The following is a 16,130-nucleotide window of genomic DNA, read 5'->3' as shown; positions in this document are numbered from 1 at the left end:
CGGCGGCTCACCCCTGTTCCTGCAGCCGCCGCGCGATTGCCCGATGCAAATCCGGGGCTGCCGCGACCAGGGCCTTGGCCGCCTCCGATTGCGGATGATCCAGCACCTCGCTCGTCTTGCCGCGCTCGACGATCCTGCCGTCATGCATGACCTGCACCTCGTCGGTGATGGCGCGGGCGACGGTCAGGTCGTGGGTGATGAACAGATAGGCGATGCCGAGCTTCTGGTTGAGCTCGGCGAACAGGTCGAGGATCTGGGCGCGGATCGAGACATCGAGCGCCGAGACTGGTTCGTCGGCAACCACCAGCTTCGGCCGGGTGATGATGGCGCGGGCGATCGACAGGCGTTGGCGCTGGCCGCCGGAAAACTCATGCGGGTATTTGTCCATGTCGCGCGGGCTGAGGCCGACCTCGTGCAGCGCATGCGCCACCATCTCGCGGCGCTCCGCAGGCGCTGGCTTCTTGTCCAGCACATGCAGCGGTTCGGCCACGAGTTTCTCGACCTTCTGGCGCGGGTCGAAGGAGCCGTAAGGATCCTGGAACACCACCTGCATGTCGCGCCGCGCCGGCTTGAGTTCCGCCTCGCTCTTGCCAGTGATGGTCTCGCCGCGAAAGCGGATCGTTCCTGAAGTCGATTTGTCCAACGCCAGGATCATGCGGGCGAGCGTGGACTTGCCGCAACCGGAGCGGCCGACCAGCGCCACCGACTGGCCGGGCGCTATCGACAAGGACACGTCGTCGACGGCGCGGACCGGTGTGGCGCGCTTGAACAGCGAGCTGCGGCGCCCATGATAGTCGCGCGTCAAGCCTTCGACCTGAAGCAGTGGCTTGGCCGAGCCAGCAGCGTGCGTTCTGGGGCGGGCCGGCACATGCATCGAGGCCTGCGCCAATTGGCGCGTGTAGGGGTGGAACTGTTCCGACAGTGTGCGCGCGGTATCGCCGGCCTCCATCACCTCGCCATGCCGCAGGATGGTGATGCGGTCGGCCATCTCGGTCACCACCGCGAGATCGTGCGAGATCAGCAGCAGGCCCATGCGGTTTTCCGCGACGAGATCGCGCAGCAGGTTGAGGATCTGCGCCTGCAGCACCACGTCGAGTGCCGTCGTCGGCTCGTCGGCGATCAAAAGCTTCGGCTTCAGCGCACAGGCGATGGCGATCACGACGCGCTGACGCTGGCCGCCGGAGAGCTCGTGCGGATAGCAAGACAGCGGGAATTGTGCTGCCGGTAGGCCGACCCGGTCGAGCATTTTTCGCGCCCGGTCCTCGGCCTCGGCGCGGCTTGACCTTGTGTGCCAGCGGATGCCTTCGGCAACCTGCTCGCCGATGGTCTTGACCGGGTTGAGCGCCGTCATCGGCTCCTGGAACACCATGCCGATGTCGTCGCCGCGCAGCGCGCACATCTGGTCTTCGCTCGCGGCAAGAATGTCGATGCCGTCGAAAGTCACGCGTCCGGTGGCGCGCGCCGCGAACGGCAGAAGCTGCATCACGGTCAGCGCCGTCATCGACTTGCCGGAGCCGGATTCGCCGACCAGCCCCATCACTTCGCCAGGCGCGACAGAGAGGTCGACTCCCTTCAGGATCGGCGTGTCGCCGATCGCCAGCGACAGGTTCTCGATCTCGAGCAGGCTCATCGCTGCCGCCGCGATTTCGGGTCGAGGATGTCGGCGATGCCGTCGCCGAGCAAATTGAGGCCGAGCACGGTGACGACGATCGCCATACCCGGGAAGATTGCCATCCACGGCGCCACCACCATGCGGGTCTGGGCGTCGAACAGCATGCGGCCCCAGCTTGGCATCGGCGGCTGGGCGCCGAGGCCGACATAGGAAAGCCCGGCCTCCGCAAGGATGCCAAGCGCAAACTGTATCGTGCCTTGCACCAGCAGCAGCGTGGCGATGTTGGGCAGGATGTGTTCGATGGTAATCAGAGTGTTGCCCTTGCCGGCGGCGCGCGCGGCGAGGATGAATTCGCGCGGCCAGATCGCCAGCGCGCCGGCACGGGCGACACGCGCAAACACCGGAATGTTGAAGATGCCGATGGCGATGATGGCATTGATGGCGCCAGGTCCGAAGATGGCGGTGATCATGATCGCCGAAAGCAGAGCCGGGAAGGCGAAGACGAGATCGTTCATGCGCATCAGCACTTCGTCGACGAGGCCGCCGCGCGCCGCGGCAAAGGCGCCGAGCGGCACGCCGGCGCCCATGCCGATGCCGACCGCGACCAGCGCCACCGCAATCGAGTTGCGGGCGCCGACCATGATCATCGACAGGATGTCGCGGCCGAAATGGTCGGTGCCGAACCAGTGCGCCAGCGACGGGCTTTGCGTCTTGTTCGATATCACCAGTCTGGTGACGTCGTAGGGCGTCCAGACATAGGAGAGGATCGCCACCGCCGCCACCAGAGCTGTGATGACGAGGCCGATCAGGAACGATCGATTGCGGAACGCCTTGGCCAGAATACCGGCAAGGGTCCCTTCGGGGATGTCGACGTGCAGCGTCATTGCCGGCTTCTCAGGCGCGGATCGACAACCGCATAGGAGAGGTCGACGAGGAGGTTGACGGCGATGACGGCGGCGACCAGCAGCATGACGACGCTTTCGACGACGATCAGGTCGCGCTGGGTGATCGCCTGGAACACCAGGCGTCCCAGGCCAGGCAGATAGAAGACATTCTCGATGATGATGGTGCCGGCGAGCAGGAAAGCGAATTGCAGCCCGAGAATGGTCAGCACCGGGATCATGGCGTTGCGCAGCGCATGCCGCCACAGCACCGCGCGATAGGGCAGGCCCTTGGCGCGGGCGGTGCGGATATAGTCCTCGTTGAGCACCTCGATCAGCGCCGAGCGGGCGACACGCGCCAGGATCGCCGCCTGCGGCAGAGCGAGCGCGACGGCCGGCAAAAGCAGCGACTTCAGTGCCGGCCACACACCGGCGCTCCAGCCCGGAAAGCCGCCCGCCGGCACCAGCCGCAGCCAGACGGCAAAGAGATAGATCAGCATCAGCGCGAACCAGAAGTTAGGCACGGCGACGCCGAACTGCGTGGCGCCCATGGCAATCGCATCGCCGGCCCGCCCGCGCCGGCTGGCGGAGTAGAGCCCGACCGGAATGGCAATGATTGTGGAGAGAGCGAGCGCGATCAGCGCCAGCGGCAGCGAGACGACGATGCGCTCGCGCACGAGATCGATGACCGGCACCGAATAGGTGTAGGAGCGGCCGAAATCGAGGCTGAGCAAGCCGCCGGCCCAGTGCAGGTAGCGAATGGCGAGAGGCGCATTGAGGCCCATCTGGTCGCGCAGCACCTCGATCTGGTCGGCGCTGGCATTCAGGCCCAGCATCAGCCGCGCCGGATCGCCGGGGATGATCTCCAGCACGGCGAACACCACCATCGAGGCCAGTACTAGCGTGGCGAGAGCGATGGCGAGGCGTTTGAGGAGGTAGGCGGTCATGGGAGACGCGGGACTGCTGTTCGGCCTGGTGCAACGAGCGGGCAAAGGTAGCGTTCCCGCCCACCCCCCTCTGTCCTGCCGGACATCTCCCCCGCAAGGGGGGAGATCGGCAGTTCGAGCGCTGGCGCTAATGCAGCGTTGAAAATTGGCGAAAGCAGCGGCGAGAGCTCAATCTCCCCTGCGGGGGAGATGTCCGGCAGGACAGAGGGGGGTGTGACAGAGCGCAAGCGTCGCCTTTTGGCCAACAGTCTCACTCGCTCCACTTCACCTTGGTCAGGTCATTCGCCTGGATCGGCGCATTCTCCCAGAGCCCCTCCAGCTTGGCATCCCACACACCAACCTTCGGCAATTCGTAGAGGAAACCGACCACCGCATCGTCGGCCAGGATCTTCTGCGCCTGTCCCAGCAACTCCTTGCGCTTGGCCTCGTCGGAGGTGAGGTTGAGGTCGGCGATGATCTTGTCGAAGGCCGGATTGTCGTAGTTGAAGTAGTAGTCCTTGCGCGAATAGATATCGATGTCGTTGGGCTCGGTGTGCGAGACGATGGTCAGGTCGTAGTCCTTCTTGGTGAACACCTGATCCAGCCACTGCGCCCATTCGACCGGAATGATCTCGAGATCGATGCCGACGTCGCGAAGCTCCGAGGCGATGATCTCGCCGCCGAGCCGCGCATAGGAAGGCGGCGGCAATTTCAGCGTTGCCTTGAAGCCGCTTTCCAGGCCTGCCTCCTTCAAGAGTTCCTTGGCCTTGGCGACATCATGCGGATAGCGGCCGGTGAGGTCGACATAGTCCTTGTTGGCTGGTGACATGTGCGAGCCGATCGGCACGCCGAGCCCGGCCGAGGCACCGTCGATGATCGCCTTGCGGTCGAGCGCGTAGGAGATCGCCTGCCTGACCTGCAGCTTGTCGAAGGGCGGTTTCTTGTTGTTGATCGACAGGATGGTCTCGCCCTCGGTCGAGCCGATCACCACCTTGAAGCGCGGGTCGTCCTTGACCTGGGCGACGCTGTCGGGATCGAAGAACGGAAAGGCCTGGATGTCGCCGGAGAGCAGCGCCGGCACGGCGGCCGCGGCGTCCGGCACGATGCGGAACTCGGCCTTGTCGAGGGCCACGGGCGCGCCCCGGTAATTGTCGGATTTCACCAGCGTGATCGACGAGCCCTTGGCCCAGCTCTGGAACTTGAACGGGCCGGTGCCGATCGGCTTTTCCTTGTTGGTGTCGGCGGATTCCGGCGCCACCATCACCGCGTCGCCCCAGCCCATATTGTAGAGGAAGGACCCTTGCGGGTTCTTCAGTGTCACCTTCACGGTCGCCGGGTCCACCACCTCGACCTTGTCTATGGCCGCGAACAGACCCTTCTGCGCATTGACGGAATTGTCGGCGCGGGCGCGGTCGAGCGAGAATTTCACGTCGTCCGCGTTGAAGTCGGTGCCGTCGTGGAATTTCACGCCGGTATGCAGCTTGAAGGTGTAGACCTTGCCGTCATCGGAAATGGCCCAGCTCTCTGCGAGATCAGGCAGCACCTCGCCGTTCGGACCGATGCGGGTCAGGCCCTCGAACACATTGGCGTAGAGCACCTCGTCGATCGCCGCCGCGGCACCCGCGGTCGGGTCGAGATGCGGCGGTTCGAGCGGGATGCCGATGACCAGATCGGTGCGCGCGGCAAATGACGAGGTGCTGGCGGCAAGCGCCAAGGCCGCAGCGGCAAGAATGGTTTTCCACAATTTCATCGTGCAACTCCCATATGCTCAAACCGGGTGGATAGAAGCGTGATTTCGAGGTGGAGTAAATTGCGTTTCGTGCTGCCGGGTAGCGCCAGGGGGAATGTTTTTCCTGAATCGCGTGGTCGATTGGCGCTGACCTCTTTGTTGGCGGATTATCCCGCGACCGTGCCGCGCAGCAGCACGTTGAGTCCGATTGCCATCACCTTGGCCGATTCCACCATATCGGCGATGCCTACCCATTCGTCGGGCCGGTGGGCGAGGTCGAGAATGCCCGGGCCATAGGCGATGCAGTCATAGATGTGGCCGATGCGGGCGATGTGCTTCTGGTCGTAGGTGCCGGGCGAAATCACATAATCCGGTTCACGATCGAAGATTGCCATGATCCCTTGTGCTACCGCCTTCACAACCGGCGCGTCACGCTCGGTCATCAGCGGTAGCACCTCCATCAGGTCGCGGATCTCGTAGTCGAATTTCTTGCGCTCGCGCTTCAGCCGCTCGAGGATGCCGGTCACCTCGCTTTTGACCGTGGCAAGGTCCTCTTCGAGCAGGAAGCGGCGGTCGATGGTCAGCCGGCAGGAATCGGGCACGTTGGGCGAGGGCAGACCAGGGCGGAAATCCTCGGTCTGGCCGCCATGAATCGAATTGATGTTCATGGTCGAGCGCCTGGCGCCCTCGGGCACGACCGGCATGCGCGTTATCTTGCGATCGAGGGCCGGAAACAATTCGTCCTCGAAAGCCTGCAGCACAGCGCCCATGTGGCGCACGGCATTGTCGCCGAGAAACGGCATCGAGCCATGCGCGATCTCGCCCTTGGTTTCGATCTCCGCCCACCAGACGCCGCGATGGCCGAGGCAGATGCGGTCCTTGTTCAGCGGCTCCGGGATGATGACGTGGTCGACCTTGGGTTTCGAGAAATAACCGAGCTTCGCCAGATGGGCGACGCCGCCGAAGCCGCCGGACTCTTCGTCGACCGTGCCTGATATCTCGATGGCGCCGGGAAAATCCGGGAAGACCTCCATGAAAGCCTCGGCGGCGATGATGGAGGAGGCCAAGCCGCCCTTCATGTCGCAGGCGCCGCGGCCGTAGACCTTGCCGTCCTTCACCAGGCCGGCGAAAGGATCGACGCTCCAGCCTTCGCCGGCCTCGACCACGTCGATATGCGAGTTGAAATGCACGCAGGCGCCGGGCGAGCGGCCGTCGAAGCGGGCGACGACATTGACGCGCGGATAGCGGTCGGTGTCGCCGGGCGTGCCTTCGGCGCGGATGAACGCGGTTTCGAAGCCGCGCTTCCTCAGCCGCGCGCCAATGTATTCCGCGCACGGCCTGTAGGCCTCACCCGGCGGATTGATGGTCGGAAAGCGGATCAGCTCGGCGGTCAGCGCAACCAGGTCGTCGACGCGCTCGTCCACGGCCTTGAGGAGTCGTTCGTTCATTCCGGGATTTGAGCAGCGAACCGGGTCACTTTGCAAGCGTGATGCTGAAGCCGCTGCAATTGCGTGTCGCCGCGGCAACTATGACGGGAAAATCGTTCAAATGCGCTGCTTTAGCTTGGCTATTTTATCAATGAGTGTGTGTTACTTCATTCACCTGCCATTAAAAGCATGAAAAACAGCGTGATGGCAGCGGGCAAGGGCGTCAAAGGGGTTTGATCGCATGAAAAAGACCGTTCTCATGGCGGCAATACTGGCAACGGCGCTGTTCGGCACTTCGATCGAGAGCAAGGCAGCCGCTCTCGTCGCCAGCATCGACATATCTTCGCAGACGATGACCGTCAGCCGCTATGGGCAGGTGGTTTACCGGTGGAGCGTATCCACCGCCCGCAGGGGCTACATTACGCCGCGCGGCAACTACCGGCCGCAATGGACTGCCCGGATGTGGTATTCGCGCAAATACGATATGTCGCCGATGCCGTATTCGGTGTTCTTCCGTGGCGGCTACGCCATCCACGGCACCGGCGCGGTGAAGTATCTCGGGCGTCCGGCGTCGCATGGCTGTGTGCGCCTGCACACCTCCAATGCTGCGACCTTCTATTCGATGGTGAAGGAAGTCGGCTACGGCAACACGCGGATCGTCGTCACCGATTAAGCCCGGTTCGACGCTAGAGCGGTTCGTCGTTTCACGGAAACGCAGAACCGCTCTATCTGTTTGTTTTGACGCAATTCCTGACGGAAAACCGTTCCACACTTTTCCTGGAATTGCTCTTGTGGCTACTGGCGGGCAGCGTCCATTGCCCGCCCGCGCTGGCGGCGACGCCGGCCGCTGATTTCCCACCTCTTGTGGAACCACATCCACTGTCCCGGATCCTCGCGCACCCAGCGCTCGACCACATCGGCGAGGAGCTGGGTGGTGGCCGGCACGTCGACGCTGCCACTTTTGGTGCGCGGCAAGGCCAGCTTGTCCTCGATATCGAGCCGGAACCGGTTGCCCGGTAGCCGCACGCAGCGCGCCGGATAGACGTCGCAATCATAGTGGCGGGCAAGCATGCCCAGCACCGGATTGCTCTGGCACGGGCGGCCGAAGAAGGTCGTTTCCAGCCCGCTCGAGAATTTCTGGTCGACCAGCACGCCGATATTGCCGCCATTCTCGAGGATCGCGGCGAGCGCGAATGAAGCGCCGGTGGAAGAGGGCAGCAAGGCCCCCATCGTCGAACGGCGGGTCGAATGGATGTAGTCGGCCAGATAGGGATTGTTGGGCGGGCGAAACAGCGCTGTGATCTTCATGCCGAAGGTGGCGGCGGCCACCGGCAGCAGTTCGAAATTGCCGAGATGGCCGGTGAACAGGATGTGCGGCTTTTCCTCGCTGGCGATCTCAAGGAAATGCTCGACGCCGCGAACCTCGACCCGGCCCGGCGTCGTCGCTTTCGGGTCGTAGTCGAAGAGCGCATCGAGGAAGATATATTCGGCGGCAAGGCGCGCCATGTTGCCCCACATGTCCAGGGCGATGGCTTCGATCTCGGCATCGCTTTTCTCAGGATAGGCGAGACGCAGATTGCTGGTCGCGACGCGATGGCGCCCGACCAGCGGGCCGATGCGGCGGGCGACGCGGTCGGCGAAGTTGAGCGCACTGTCGGGCGGCAAGAGGCGCAGCAGCGAGATGATCGTCATCGCGACGCGCGCGACCAGCCAGTGCTCCATCTGGCGAAGCCGCCGGCCGTAGCGAAACGCCAGGTCCCTACGGACTTTCTTGAAGGCTCTGCCGACCATTCCTAGTCGACGCGCAGGATGATCTTGCCGAACACGTCACGGCCTTCCATGCGCTTCAGCGCAGCGTCGATGTCGTCGAAGCCGACTTCGGTGTCGATCACCGGTGCGACCAGGCCCGCCGCCATCTTCTGCATGGCGTCGGCCATGTTTTCCATGCGGCAGCCGAAGGAGCCGAGCAGCTTCAGCTGCTGCTGGAAAAGCTGCATCAGGTTGATTTGCGTCGACACACCCGAAGTCGAGCCGCAGGTCACCAGGCGGCCACCGCGCTTCAGGCACAGCATCGAGGCAGCAAAGGTATCGGCGCCGACATGTTCGAACACGACGTCGACGCCCTTCTTCTTGGTCAACTTGCGCACCACGCCCTCGAAACGGTCGTCGCGGTAGTTGATGACATGGTCGGCGCCAAGCGCCTTCGCCTTGTCGATCTTGTCGTTCGAGCCGACCGTTGTGATCACGGTGCAGCCCATCTTCTTCGCCAGTTGGATGGCGGCGGAGCCTATGCCCGAGCCGCCGGCATGGACGAGGATCGTCTCGCCGGGCTGCAGCCTGGCATTATCGAACAGCATGTGCTCGACCGTGCCAAAGGTCACCGGCGCGACAGCGGCGCCGATCTCGCTGACCCCGGGCGGAGCGGGGACCAGAAGCCGCGCCGGCAGGTTGATCTTCTCCTGGGCAAAGCCGTCGAGGTGGAAGCCGTGAACGCCGGAAACGTGCTCGCAGAGATTGTCGCGGCCTTCGCGGCAGGCGCGGCAAAGGCCGCAGGTGCGTGCGCCATAGATCGACACCAATTGTCCGGGCAGAAGGCTGGAAACGCCGGGACCGACGGCTTCGACTTCGCCCGAGGCTTCGGCGCCGACGACCAGCGGTAGCTTGCGCTTGGCGAAGGCCATGCCGCGCCAGCCCCAGACGTCGATATGGTTCAGCGCCACGGCCTTGATGCGCAGCGTCACCTCGCCGAGCGAGGGCGGCGGGGGAGGCGGCAGGTCCACCGTTTCAAGACGGCGGTCCTCGATAAGTTGCAGTGCGCGCATGGAGCCTGTCGGATCTGTTGAGCGGAAAGCGCTCGCTTAGACCGGTTCCCGCGCCATGACAAGGCAAGTGTTCTGGCCGCCGAAGCCGAAGGAATTCGACAAGACGGTGCCAACCTCGGCATTGCGCTTCTTGTTCGGCACCACGTCGAGCACGATCGCCGGATCGGGATTGTCGTAGTTGATGGTAGGCGGAATGACGCTTTCGCGCATGGTCATCAGCGAAAATGCCGCCTCGACCGCGCCGGCCGCCGACAGTGTGTGGCCGATCATCGACTTGTTCGAAGAGATCGGCATCGAGCCGATGCGCTCGCCGAACACGGTCGACAGCGACAGATGCTCCATCTTGTCGTTTTCCGGCGTCGAGGTGCCGTGGGCGTTGACATAGTCGATCTCGTCTTCGCCAAGGCCGGCATCGGCGAGCGCGGCGCGCACCGCGGCGATTGCCGGCGACCCGTCGGGCTTGGAGCGGGTGCGGTGGAAATCGTCGGCCTTCTCGCCGCAGCCGCGCATGATGCCGAGAATAGTGGCGCCGCGGGCAAGGGCGGCCTCCAGCGATTCCAGCACCAGCGCGCCGGCGCCTTCGGCAAGCACAAACCCGTCGCGATCCTTGGAGAAGGGTTTTGAGGCCTTTTCGGGGATGTCGTTGTGGGTGGACAGCGCCGACAGCAGTGAGAAGCGGATCAGCGCCTCGGCAGTCGCCGAGCCGTCGGCGCCGATCGACAGCGCCTTGTCGCACTCGCCGCGGCGGATCGCCTCGACGCCGAGCTGGATCGCCGTGGCGCCGGAGGCGCAGGCGGTCGACAGCGTGATCGGCAAGCCGCGCGTGCCGAAGCTGTCGGCCAGCCGGTCGGCGATCGAGCCGAACTGCGTGGTCTCGAAGATATCGAGTTCCTTCAGGGCGCGCGCGACGCGCAGCAGCCTTTCGGCGCCGGCGTCCTGCTTGTCGGAATTGTAGAGCGAAAAGCGGTCGGCCCAGTCGAGTTCGACCGGCGGCGAGGCGAGGAAAAGCGGTCCGCCGAAATCGCCGGAATCGAGACCGGCTTCCGCGACGGCTTCCCGCGCGGCGGTTTCGGCCAGCTCATAGGTGAGGGGGCTGGAACCCTGCGAGCTCGACGGCAGGAAGTCGACCATGCCGGAGATGCGGGTGTTCAGGTGATCGACTGGAAAGCGGGTGATCGGATGGATGCCCGATTTGCCCGATGTGAGCGCCGCCCAGTTGTCGGCCGTGCCGACGCCGAGCGACGTCACCACGCCGATACCGGTAACGGCGACGATTGGCCTGCCCATGTGATCGTTCAGATTGGCCATGTTTTGTCCTGACAGCCCTGGTCGGATATTTCTTGCTGGACCATGATCTTATCCAAAAACCGGATTCCACTTTTTGGGATCATGGTCTAGGCCGCTTTGATCAGCCCCATGCCCTCGAATTGGTGATAGCCGATCGCCGTTGCAAGCACTGACCTGGGAACGCCAGCGAACGGCTTTTCGACCGTGGCATCGAAGGCGGGATAGGCGGCCTTGCGGTCGACGGCCAGCGCTGCCAGCGCCACGGCGAAGGGGAACTGCGCTTCCTTCATGTGGCCGGTCAGCGTCGAGAACGCGCGCACGGCAATCGTCGGATGGGCGTCCAGCACGGCCTTCTCAGCGGCGGTAGCGGCATGGGCGCCGGAAGCGCCTGAGATCGCGAGCAATTCACCGTCAGGCAATGCAGCCTGGCTGAGCAGCGTGGCGATCTCGGCATCGAGTTCGCCGAGCCGCCGCCTGGCGCGTCCGGACACGACCGGACCGAGTTCGGCGTAGATCTTGCGTCCACGGCTTTGCGCGTGCTCGCGCTGCTCAAGCACCAGGAAGGCGCCGCCGGAGCCGGTCACCACGCCGCCGCCTTCGCCGCCCTGTCTTTGCCAGACCGGCTTCCAGGCGCCGCGATGCAAATAGCCGGCCAGTTCATAGCCAAGCAGCATGTCGGAATGTTCGGTCTGGAAGGCGCCGCCAACCAGCACATGCGTCGACTGTCCGGAGCGGATGCGCGCGGCGGCCGTCTCGACGGCGGCGACGCCGGCACCTTCCTCGCCCATGAAGGTGCGGGACGAGCCGGTGACCTTGTGGACGATGGAGATGTTGCCGGCGAGCAGGTTGGACAATTGCGCCAGGAACAAGGTCGGGCGCAATTCCGTGGTCAGCTTCTCGTTGAGCAGCACGTCGCGGTCGTTGCGGCTTTCCGAGGCGGCGAGGATCGCGGCATCGACCGCCTCGTCGCGCTCGCCACCACCTGCGGCCACCACCATGTCCATGGTCGCGCAAAGCTCGTCATTGCCCTTGATGCCGGCATCGTCCAGCGCAAGGCCGGCGGAATAGGTGCCAAGCCTCTGCCAGGTCTCCATCTGCCGCTGGTCGCCGCGCTTGGCGATCTGCAGGTTCCAGTCGATCTCGGGCAGCGGGTGGATGGTGTAAGGCGCAAAGCGCGCGGCCTCCAGCACCGGCTGCAGGCCCGGCTGGGCGAGCTTTAGCCAGTGCGCATCCGGACCTTCTCCCAGCGAAGAGACAAGGCCGATGCCGGTGATGACGACGTCGCGGGGGCTGTTCATGGGCGGCTTTGTGGGTCAGGCGGCAGAGCGCGTCAAGGTCACGCGCTCAGCAGACGTCAGGCGTTCTTGGCGGCGACCAGCGCGTCGATCTTGGCGCACAGGTTCTTCATGACGAAGTAATCGTCGGTCGAGGCCTTGCCGTCATTGACTTCCTGCGTCCACTTTTCCAGCGGCACCTTGATGCCGAATTCCTTGTCGATGGCAAAGACGATGTCGAGGAAATCGAGGCTGTCGATGCCGAGATCGTCGATGGTGTGGCTTTCGGGCGTGATCGTCTCGATATCGATCTCACTGGTGTCGGCGATGATCTTGGCGACTTTGTCGAACGTGGTGGACAAGGGCTCTTCCTTCGGTTGCGGGCGGAATCTGTCCGCATCTTGTTTGGGCGCTGTCTAATCGGTTTTTCCGGGCAGGAAAAGGCCTGATACGCCGGGCGCAGATGGGATGCCTCCCTTGCAAAGACAAGAAGGGCCGCCGGTTTGCCCGGCGGCCCTTCCCATTTGACGTCAGGTCAGCTCAGTCGCGGAGCTTGACCAGGTCGTTCAGCAGCCCGCCCGTGCCGTTGTGGACGGTCAGCCGCTCGACCTTGCCGGCGATGGTCTCCAGAGCCTCGAGCTCCTTCAGACGCAGCATCACCGGGTTCTCGGCCATCACCCGGGCCGTGTTGAGGAGGGAACGCGTCGCGTTCGTCTCCTCGCGGCGGCGGATGACGTTGGCCTCGGCCTGCTTTTCGGCCGAAACCACCTGGTTGAGGATTTCGCGCATCTCGCCCGGCAGGATGACATCCTTGAGCGCGATATCGCTGACCTCGACCCCGATCTCGGCCATGTCGGCGCGGACCTTGGCCGCCGCTTCCTCGTCGATCGTCACCTTCTTCTCGAGGATCTGATCGAGCGTCAGCGCGCCAAGCGTCTTGCGGAAGGCGTACTGCAGGGCGCGGTAGAGGGCTTCGGCGAAGTCCTTCACAGCGCTCACCGCCTTGACCGGATCGACGACCCGGTATTCGGCAGCGATGTTGACGCGGATCGTGACGCGATCCTTGGTCAGCACTTCCTGCCCGGCGACATCGAGCGACTGGCGCTTGAGGTCGACGACCTTCACCTGCACCATGCGTCCGACATTCCAGAACGCATGCACGCCCGCCGTGAGCGTCCGCACAAGGACACCATCGACGAACAGCAGTCCGGCCTGGCCGTCGACGACCGGATGGACGGACATCAGTTCCGTCTTCCGGGCCTGGCCGAGCCGGCGCATGACCGCCGGATCAATCGCAAGATCGGCCGAGGTGTCGACCATCGTGACCTTCCACGGTCCGGCATCCGTCCACAGCACGAGCTTGCGGTCCGGCGCCAGGACGGCATGGAGATTGCCGTCACGCTCGATGACGGCGACATCCGTGCGCCCGGTGCGAACGACGGTGAAATGACGCGCGGCCACATCCGGGAGCTTGTCGAACAACGCCTTCTCGTACGCCGAAACGAATTCCGGGTTCTTCAGATCGTGCCGCGCGACTTCAAGGCTCTGGCGCCGGTTGGCGAGCCAGTGTTCGCCCGGCATCAGGACAGCCTTGATCTCACCCTTGTAGAGGGTGACGGCACGCTCGTTTTCCTTAACAAGGACGCGCTCGCGTCCAAGAACCTTATCGAGAATGGTCATTGTGTTACTCCTGTCGGGCATGGCCCCATGCGAGGCGTCAAGTCATGCGTCGATCTTCCTTTTCGTTTCTCGTTTCACGTCGTCTCTTGCTTCACGTCCCGGCACGAATGATCCGGGGACCGGTGGCACCAATCCGCGGCGGACCTTCGGGAGCGGATCGCGAGGCAGCGAAGCGGGCGCCGGAGGCCTTGGCCTCCCTTGCCGGCGACGCTGCGCCTTGACCGTCACCGCGGGCCTGGCCGCGAGCCGATGGCGTCAGACCTTTCGATACGGCCCGCGCCCGAAGGCTTGGGCCGTCCGTCAGGTCTTCAGCATTCCGGTCCCCGGACCGTTTTTTCAGATAACACCGTGAAAGGGTGGTGGCCTGTCAGCCAGTGGAGAAGGATTCGAACCTTCGACCGTCAGATTATGAGTCTGATGCTCTACCCAAACTGAGCTATCCGTGGTGCAGATGAAGGGACTCGAACCCCCGACCTCCGGACCCAAATCCGGCGCTCTCCCCCCTGAGCTACATCCGCGGCCCCAATCCCCGAAACGGCGCCGTACACAGGGCGGCAAAGCCACCTGCGCGGGCGGAGGCGAAAGCTCCAGCCGTTGTGCTCGCTTCGGTTTTCGTGACCGGGAGCGCGCCTATAGCCCCTGCGACGGGTTGTCGCAAGCGGCATTGTCGCGGCTAATTTGCGGCTTCTTTCGATGGTGGCATTTCGGCAACACTTGCTCGGCGCCCGGCGGGGGCTTCGGTGCCGTCAGAAGGTGACGCGGCCGAGCACGCGCAGGCCGTCGCCTTGCGGCTCGACCACCACCGCTTCGCCCTCGCGCGGCGACACGCCGGTGAGAGCGACAATGTTCTCCAGATGGGTGACCAGGACCAGATTGTCGGACCCGGAATAGCCGCGGATCTCGGTCATCACCGCCGCTAGCTGCGCGGCTTTCTCCGCCGGATCGGTCTTCAGCAGATCAAGCGGCGCGAAGGGCTCGGGTTCGGCCTCGAAGGCGATGCGGGCGGTGTCGAGGCAGCGACAGTAGCGGCTGGAGAGCACGCGCTCGATCGGGGCGGCGCGAGCGGCGAACAGCGCGCCGATCCGGCTTGCCTGCTGCTGGCCGCGCGCCGACAAATTGAGCTGGGTCGGGCATTTGGCGATGTCGAAATTGGCCGGATCCGCGGTACCGGTGACCATGGCGTGGCGGAGCAGCACGACATGCCCGCCGTCGCGCAGCAGCGCCCAGCCGGCATCCGTGGCGTGGGCCGCGGCGGGAACGACAAGCAGGAGCAGCGCCAGCAGAAATCGAACCATCAGTTATCTTTCTCCCGGTCGCCGGCAGGTGGTCCGGTGACCGGCATATAGGGACGGCAAAGCCGGCTGAAAGACAAGTACGGGTCAAAGGGCCCGTTTCCGCGCCAATGCGGTTTGGAAGGGCAGGGCGATTGCGCCGCACTCAGGGCTCGCCTATCACGGGAAAAATGTCTCCGCTCACCGAAACCGTCCTCTTTGTCTTCAGCCTTGTCGCGCTCGGCTATCTGGCCGGGCTCACCGGCTATCTCAAGCCGGCGAGCGGCGAGGGCATTTCCGAATTCGCCATCAACGTGGCGATGCCGCTGCTCTTGCTGCAGACAATGGTGAAGTCGGACTTCCATGGCGTGGCGCCATGGTCGCTGTGGGGCGCCTATTTCACGGCGTTCGCCATCACCTGGGCCGCCGGCCATCTGGTCACCACGCGAATATTCGAGAGAGACGCCCGCGCCGGCGTGGTCGGCGGCGTTTCGTCGGCCTATTCCAATGTGGTCCTGCTGGGAGCCCCCTTCATCCTCGGCATTTTTGGACAGGACGGGTTCGAGGTATTGTCGCTGCTGGTTTCCATTCACCTGCCGGTCACGATGGCGGCCTCGATCATCCTGTTCGAGATGTTCGGCCGCGGCGGCAACGAGCCTGTGCATCCGCTGCGCGTCATCCAGAGCTTCTTATGGCGGCTGTTCGTCAATCCGCTGATCATCGGCATCCTGGTGGGGCTTGCCTGGCGCATCACTGGGGCGCCGCTGCCCGATCTGGTCATGCGGCTGGTCGATGCGCTGGCCGCCACGGCAGGGCCGGTCGCGTTGTTCGCGATGGGGCTCAGCCTGCGCCGCTTCGGCATCTCCGGCAATGTCCGGCCGGCGCTCGCTTTGTCGGCGTTGAAGCTGTTCCTGATGCCGGGGCTGGTGCTCGGCCTGGTCTGGCTGTTCGGCATGCCGCCATTGACGGCGAAGGTGGCGGTCCTGGTGGCAGCGCTGCCGTCCGGCATCAATACCTATCTCATCGCCGTACAGTTCAACACCGGCCAGGCTCTGGCGTCGAACCAGATGACCATCGCCACCGCGAGCGCGGTGGTCACCACGGCGTTTTGGCTGACCGTAGTCGTCCACATTTTCGGGTAGGATCGTGTTCCCGGACGGGAGCCTGGGGAGCGCTGCTCTCGCCTTCTCTGGCCTAACCCCTATATGCCATATTGCGATT

Annotated in this window: 14 protein-coding genes and 2 tRNA genes; 2 read left to right on the top strand and 14 right to left on the bottom strand. The window is 64.2% G+C overall.

The features are described from left to right. Window positions 1-7: 7 nt before the first annotated feature. From ACSQ3Z_RS15500 to ACSQ3Z_RS15480, 5 genes are all read right to left on the bottom strand, one after another. A complete protein-coding gene (locus ACSQ3Z_RS15500; RefSeq protein WP_436172207.1) occupies window positions 8-1,630 on the bottom strand; it encodes an ABC transporter ATP-binding protein in 1,623 nt (540 codons plus the stop codon). After that, a complete protein-coding gene (locus ACSQ3Z_RS15495; protein ID WP_436172206.1) occupies window positions 1,627-2,496 on the bottom strand; it encodes an ABC transporter permease in 870 nt (289 codons plus the stop codon). The genes ACSQ3Z_RS15500 and ACSQ3Z_RS15495 overlap by 4 nt, the downstream gene beginning before the upstream one ends. Further along, window positions 2,493-3,440, bottom strand: a complete 948-nt coding sequence (locus ACSQ3Z_RS15490; protein WP_436172205.1) for an ABC transporter permease — start codon at window positions 3,438-3,440, stop codon at window positions 2,493-2,495. The genes ACSQ3Z_RS15495 and ACSQ3Z_RS15490 overlap by 4 nt, the downstream gene beginning before the upstream one ends. 250 nt (window positions 3,441-3,690) lie before the next feature. Continuing rightward, window positions 3,691-5,169, bottom strand: a complete 1,479-nt coding sequence (locus ACSQ3Z_RS15485) for an ABC transporter substrate-binding protein (protein ID WP_436172204.1) — start codon at window positions 5,167-5,169, stop codon at window positions 3,691-3,693. A gap of 146 nt (window positions 5,170-5,315) precedes the next feature. Next, entirely contained in the window at window positions 5,316-6,596 is a 1,281-nt protein-coding gene (locus tag ACSQ3Z_RS15480) for an acetylornithine deacetylase/succinyl-diaminopimelate desuccinylase family protein (protein WP_436172203.1), read from the bottom strand. A gap of 220 nt (window positions 6,597-6,816) precedes the next feature. Here ACSQ3Z_RS15480 and ACSQ3Z_RS15475 point away from each other — a divergent pair, with 220 nt between their 5' ends. After that, complete coding sequence (locus tag ACSQ3Z_RS15475; RefSeq protein ID WP_436172202.1) at window positions 6,817-7,248, top strand: L,D-transpeptidase; 432 nt, start codon at window positions 6,817-6,819, stop codon at window positions 7,246-7,248. A gap of 122 nt (window positions 7,249-7,370) precedes the next feature. Here the strand turns inward: ACSQ3Z_RS15475 and ACSQ3Z_RS15470 are convergent, their stop codons facing one another. The 9 genes from ACSQ3Z_RS15470 to ACSQ3Z_RS15430 form a co-directional block, all read right to left on the bottom strand. Continuing rightward, window positions 7,371-8,366, bottom strand: coding sequence for a lipid A biosynthesis lauroyl acyltransferase (locus ACSQ3Z_RS15470; protein ID WP_436172201.1), 996 nt, complete (start codon window positions 8,364-8,366; stop codon window positions 7,371-7,373). A gap of 2 nt (window positions 8,367-8,368) precedes the next feature. Continuing rightward, the gene (locus ACSQ3Z_RS15465) at window positions 8,369-9,397 is read right to left on the bottom strand and encodes a zinc-binding dehydrogenase (RefSeq protein WP_192183558.1); all 1,029 of its coding nucleotides are present in this window, start codon (window positions 9,395-9,397) and stop codon (window positions 8,369-8,371) included. A 36-nt stretch (window positions 9,398-9,433) separates the two neighbouring features. Next, window positions 9,434-10,705 (bottom strand): beta-ketoacyl-ACP synthase, encoded by a 1,272-nt coding sequence (locus tag ACSQ3Z_RS15460; protein WP_436172200.1) that lies wholly within the window; start codon window positions 10,703-10,705, stop codon window positions 9,434-9,436. 86 nt (window positions 10,706-10,791) lie between these two features. Then, the gene (locus ACSQ3Z_RS15455; RefSeq protein WP_436172199.1) at window positions 10,792-11,982 is read right to left on the bottom strand and encodes a beta-ketoacyl-ACP synthase; all 1,191 of its coding nucleotides are present in this window, start codon (window positions 11,980-11,982) and stop codon (window positions 10,792-10,794) included. Between the two features lie 56 nt (window positions 11,983-12,038). Then, a complete protein-coding gene (locus ACSQ3Z_RS15450) occupies window positions 12,039-12,320 on the bottom strand; it encodes an acyl carrier protein (protein WP_126054139.1) in 282 nt (93 codons plus the stop codon). A 178-nt stretch (window positions 12,321-12,498) separates the two neighbouring features. Next, the gene (locus ACSQ3Z_RS15445; RefSeq protein WP_436172198.1) at window positions 12,499-13,638 is read right to left on the bottom strand and encodes a slipin family protein; all 1,140 of its coding nucleotides are present in this window, start codon (window positions 13,636-13,638) and stop codon (window positions 12,499-12,501) included. A 375-nt stretch (window positions 13,639-14,013) separates the two neighbouring features. Continuing rightward, window positions 14,014-14,080 (bottom strand) — tRNA-Met (locus ACSQ3Z_RS15440). A gap of 1 nt (window position 14,081) precedes the next feature. Beyond that, window positions 14,082-14,156: transfer RNA gene (locus ACSQ3Z_RS15435), tRNA-OTHER, on the bottom strand. A 228-nt stretch (window positions 14,157-14,384) separates the two neighbouring features. After that, window positions 14,385-14,933: a histidine phosphatase family protein gene (locus ACSQ3Z_RS15430; protein ID WP_436172197.1), complete on the bottom strand. Its 549-nt coding sequence runs from the start codon at window positions 14,931-14,933 to the stop codon at window positions 14,385-14,387. Window positions 14,934-15,100: 167 nt separating this feature from the next. On the opposite strand from ACSQ3Z_RS15430, the gene ACSQ3Z_RS15425 reads away from it, so the two are divergent. After that, on the top strand, window positions 15,101-16,051 hold the full coding sequence (locus tag ACSQ3Z_RS15425; RefSeq protein WP_436172196.1) for an AEC family transporter: 951 nt from the start codon (window positions 15,101-15,103) through the stop codon (window positions 16,049-16,051). The last annotated feature ends 79 nt before the right edge of the window (window positions 16,052-16,130 follow it).

The organism is Mesorhizobium sp. LjNodule214 (assembly GCF_964252735.1).
Classification (GTDB): Bacteria; Pseudomonadota; Alphaproteobacteria; order Rhizobiales; family Rhizobiaceae; genus Mesorhizobium.
This window is presented reverse-complemented; position numbering and strand designations above follow the sequence as displayed.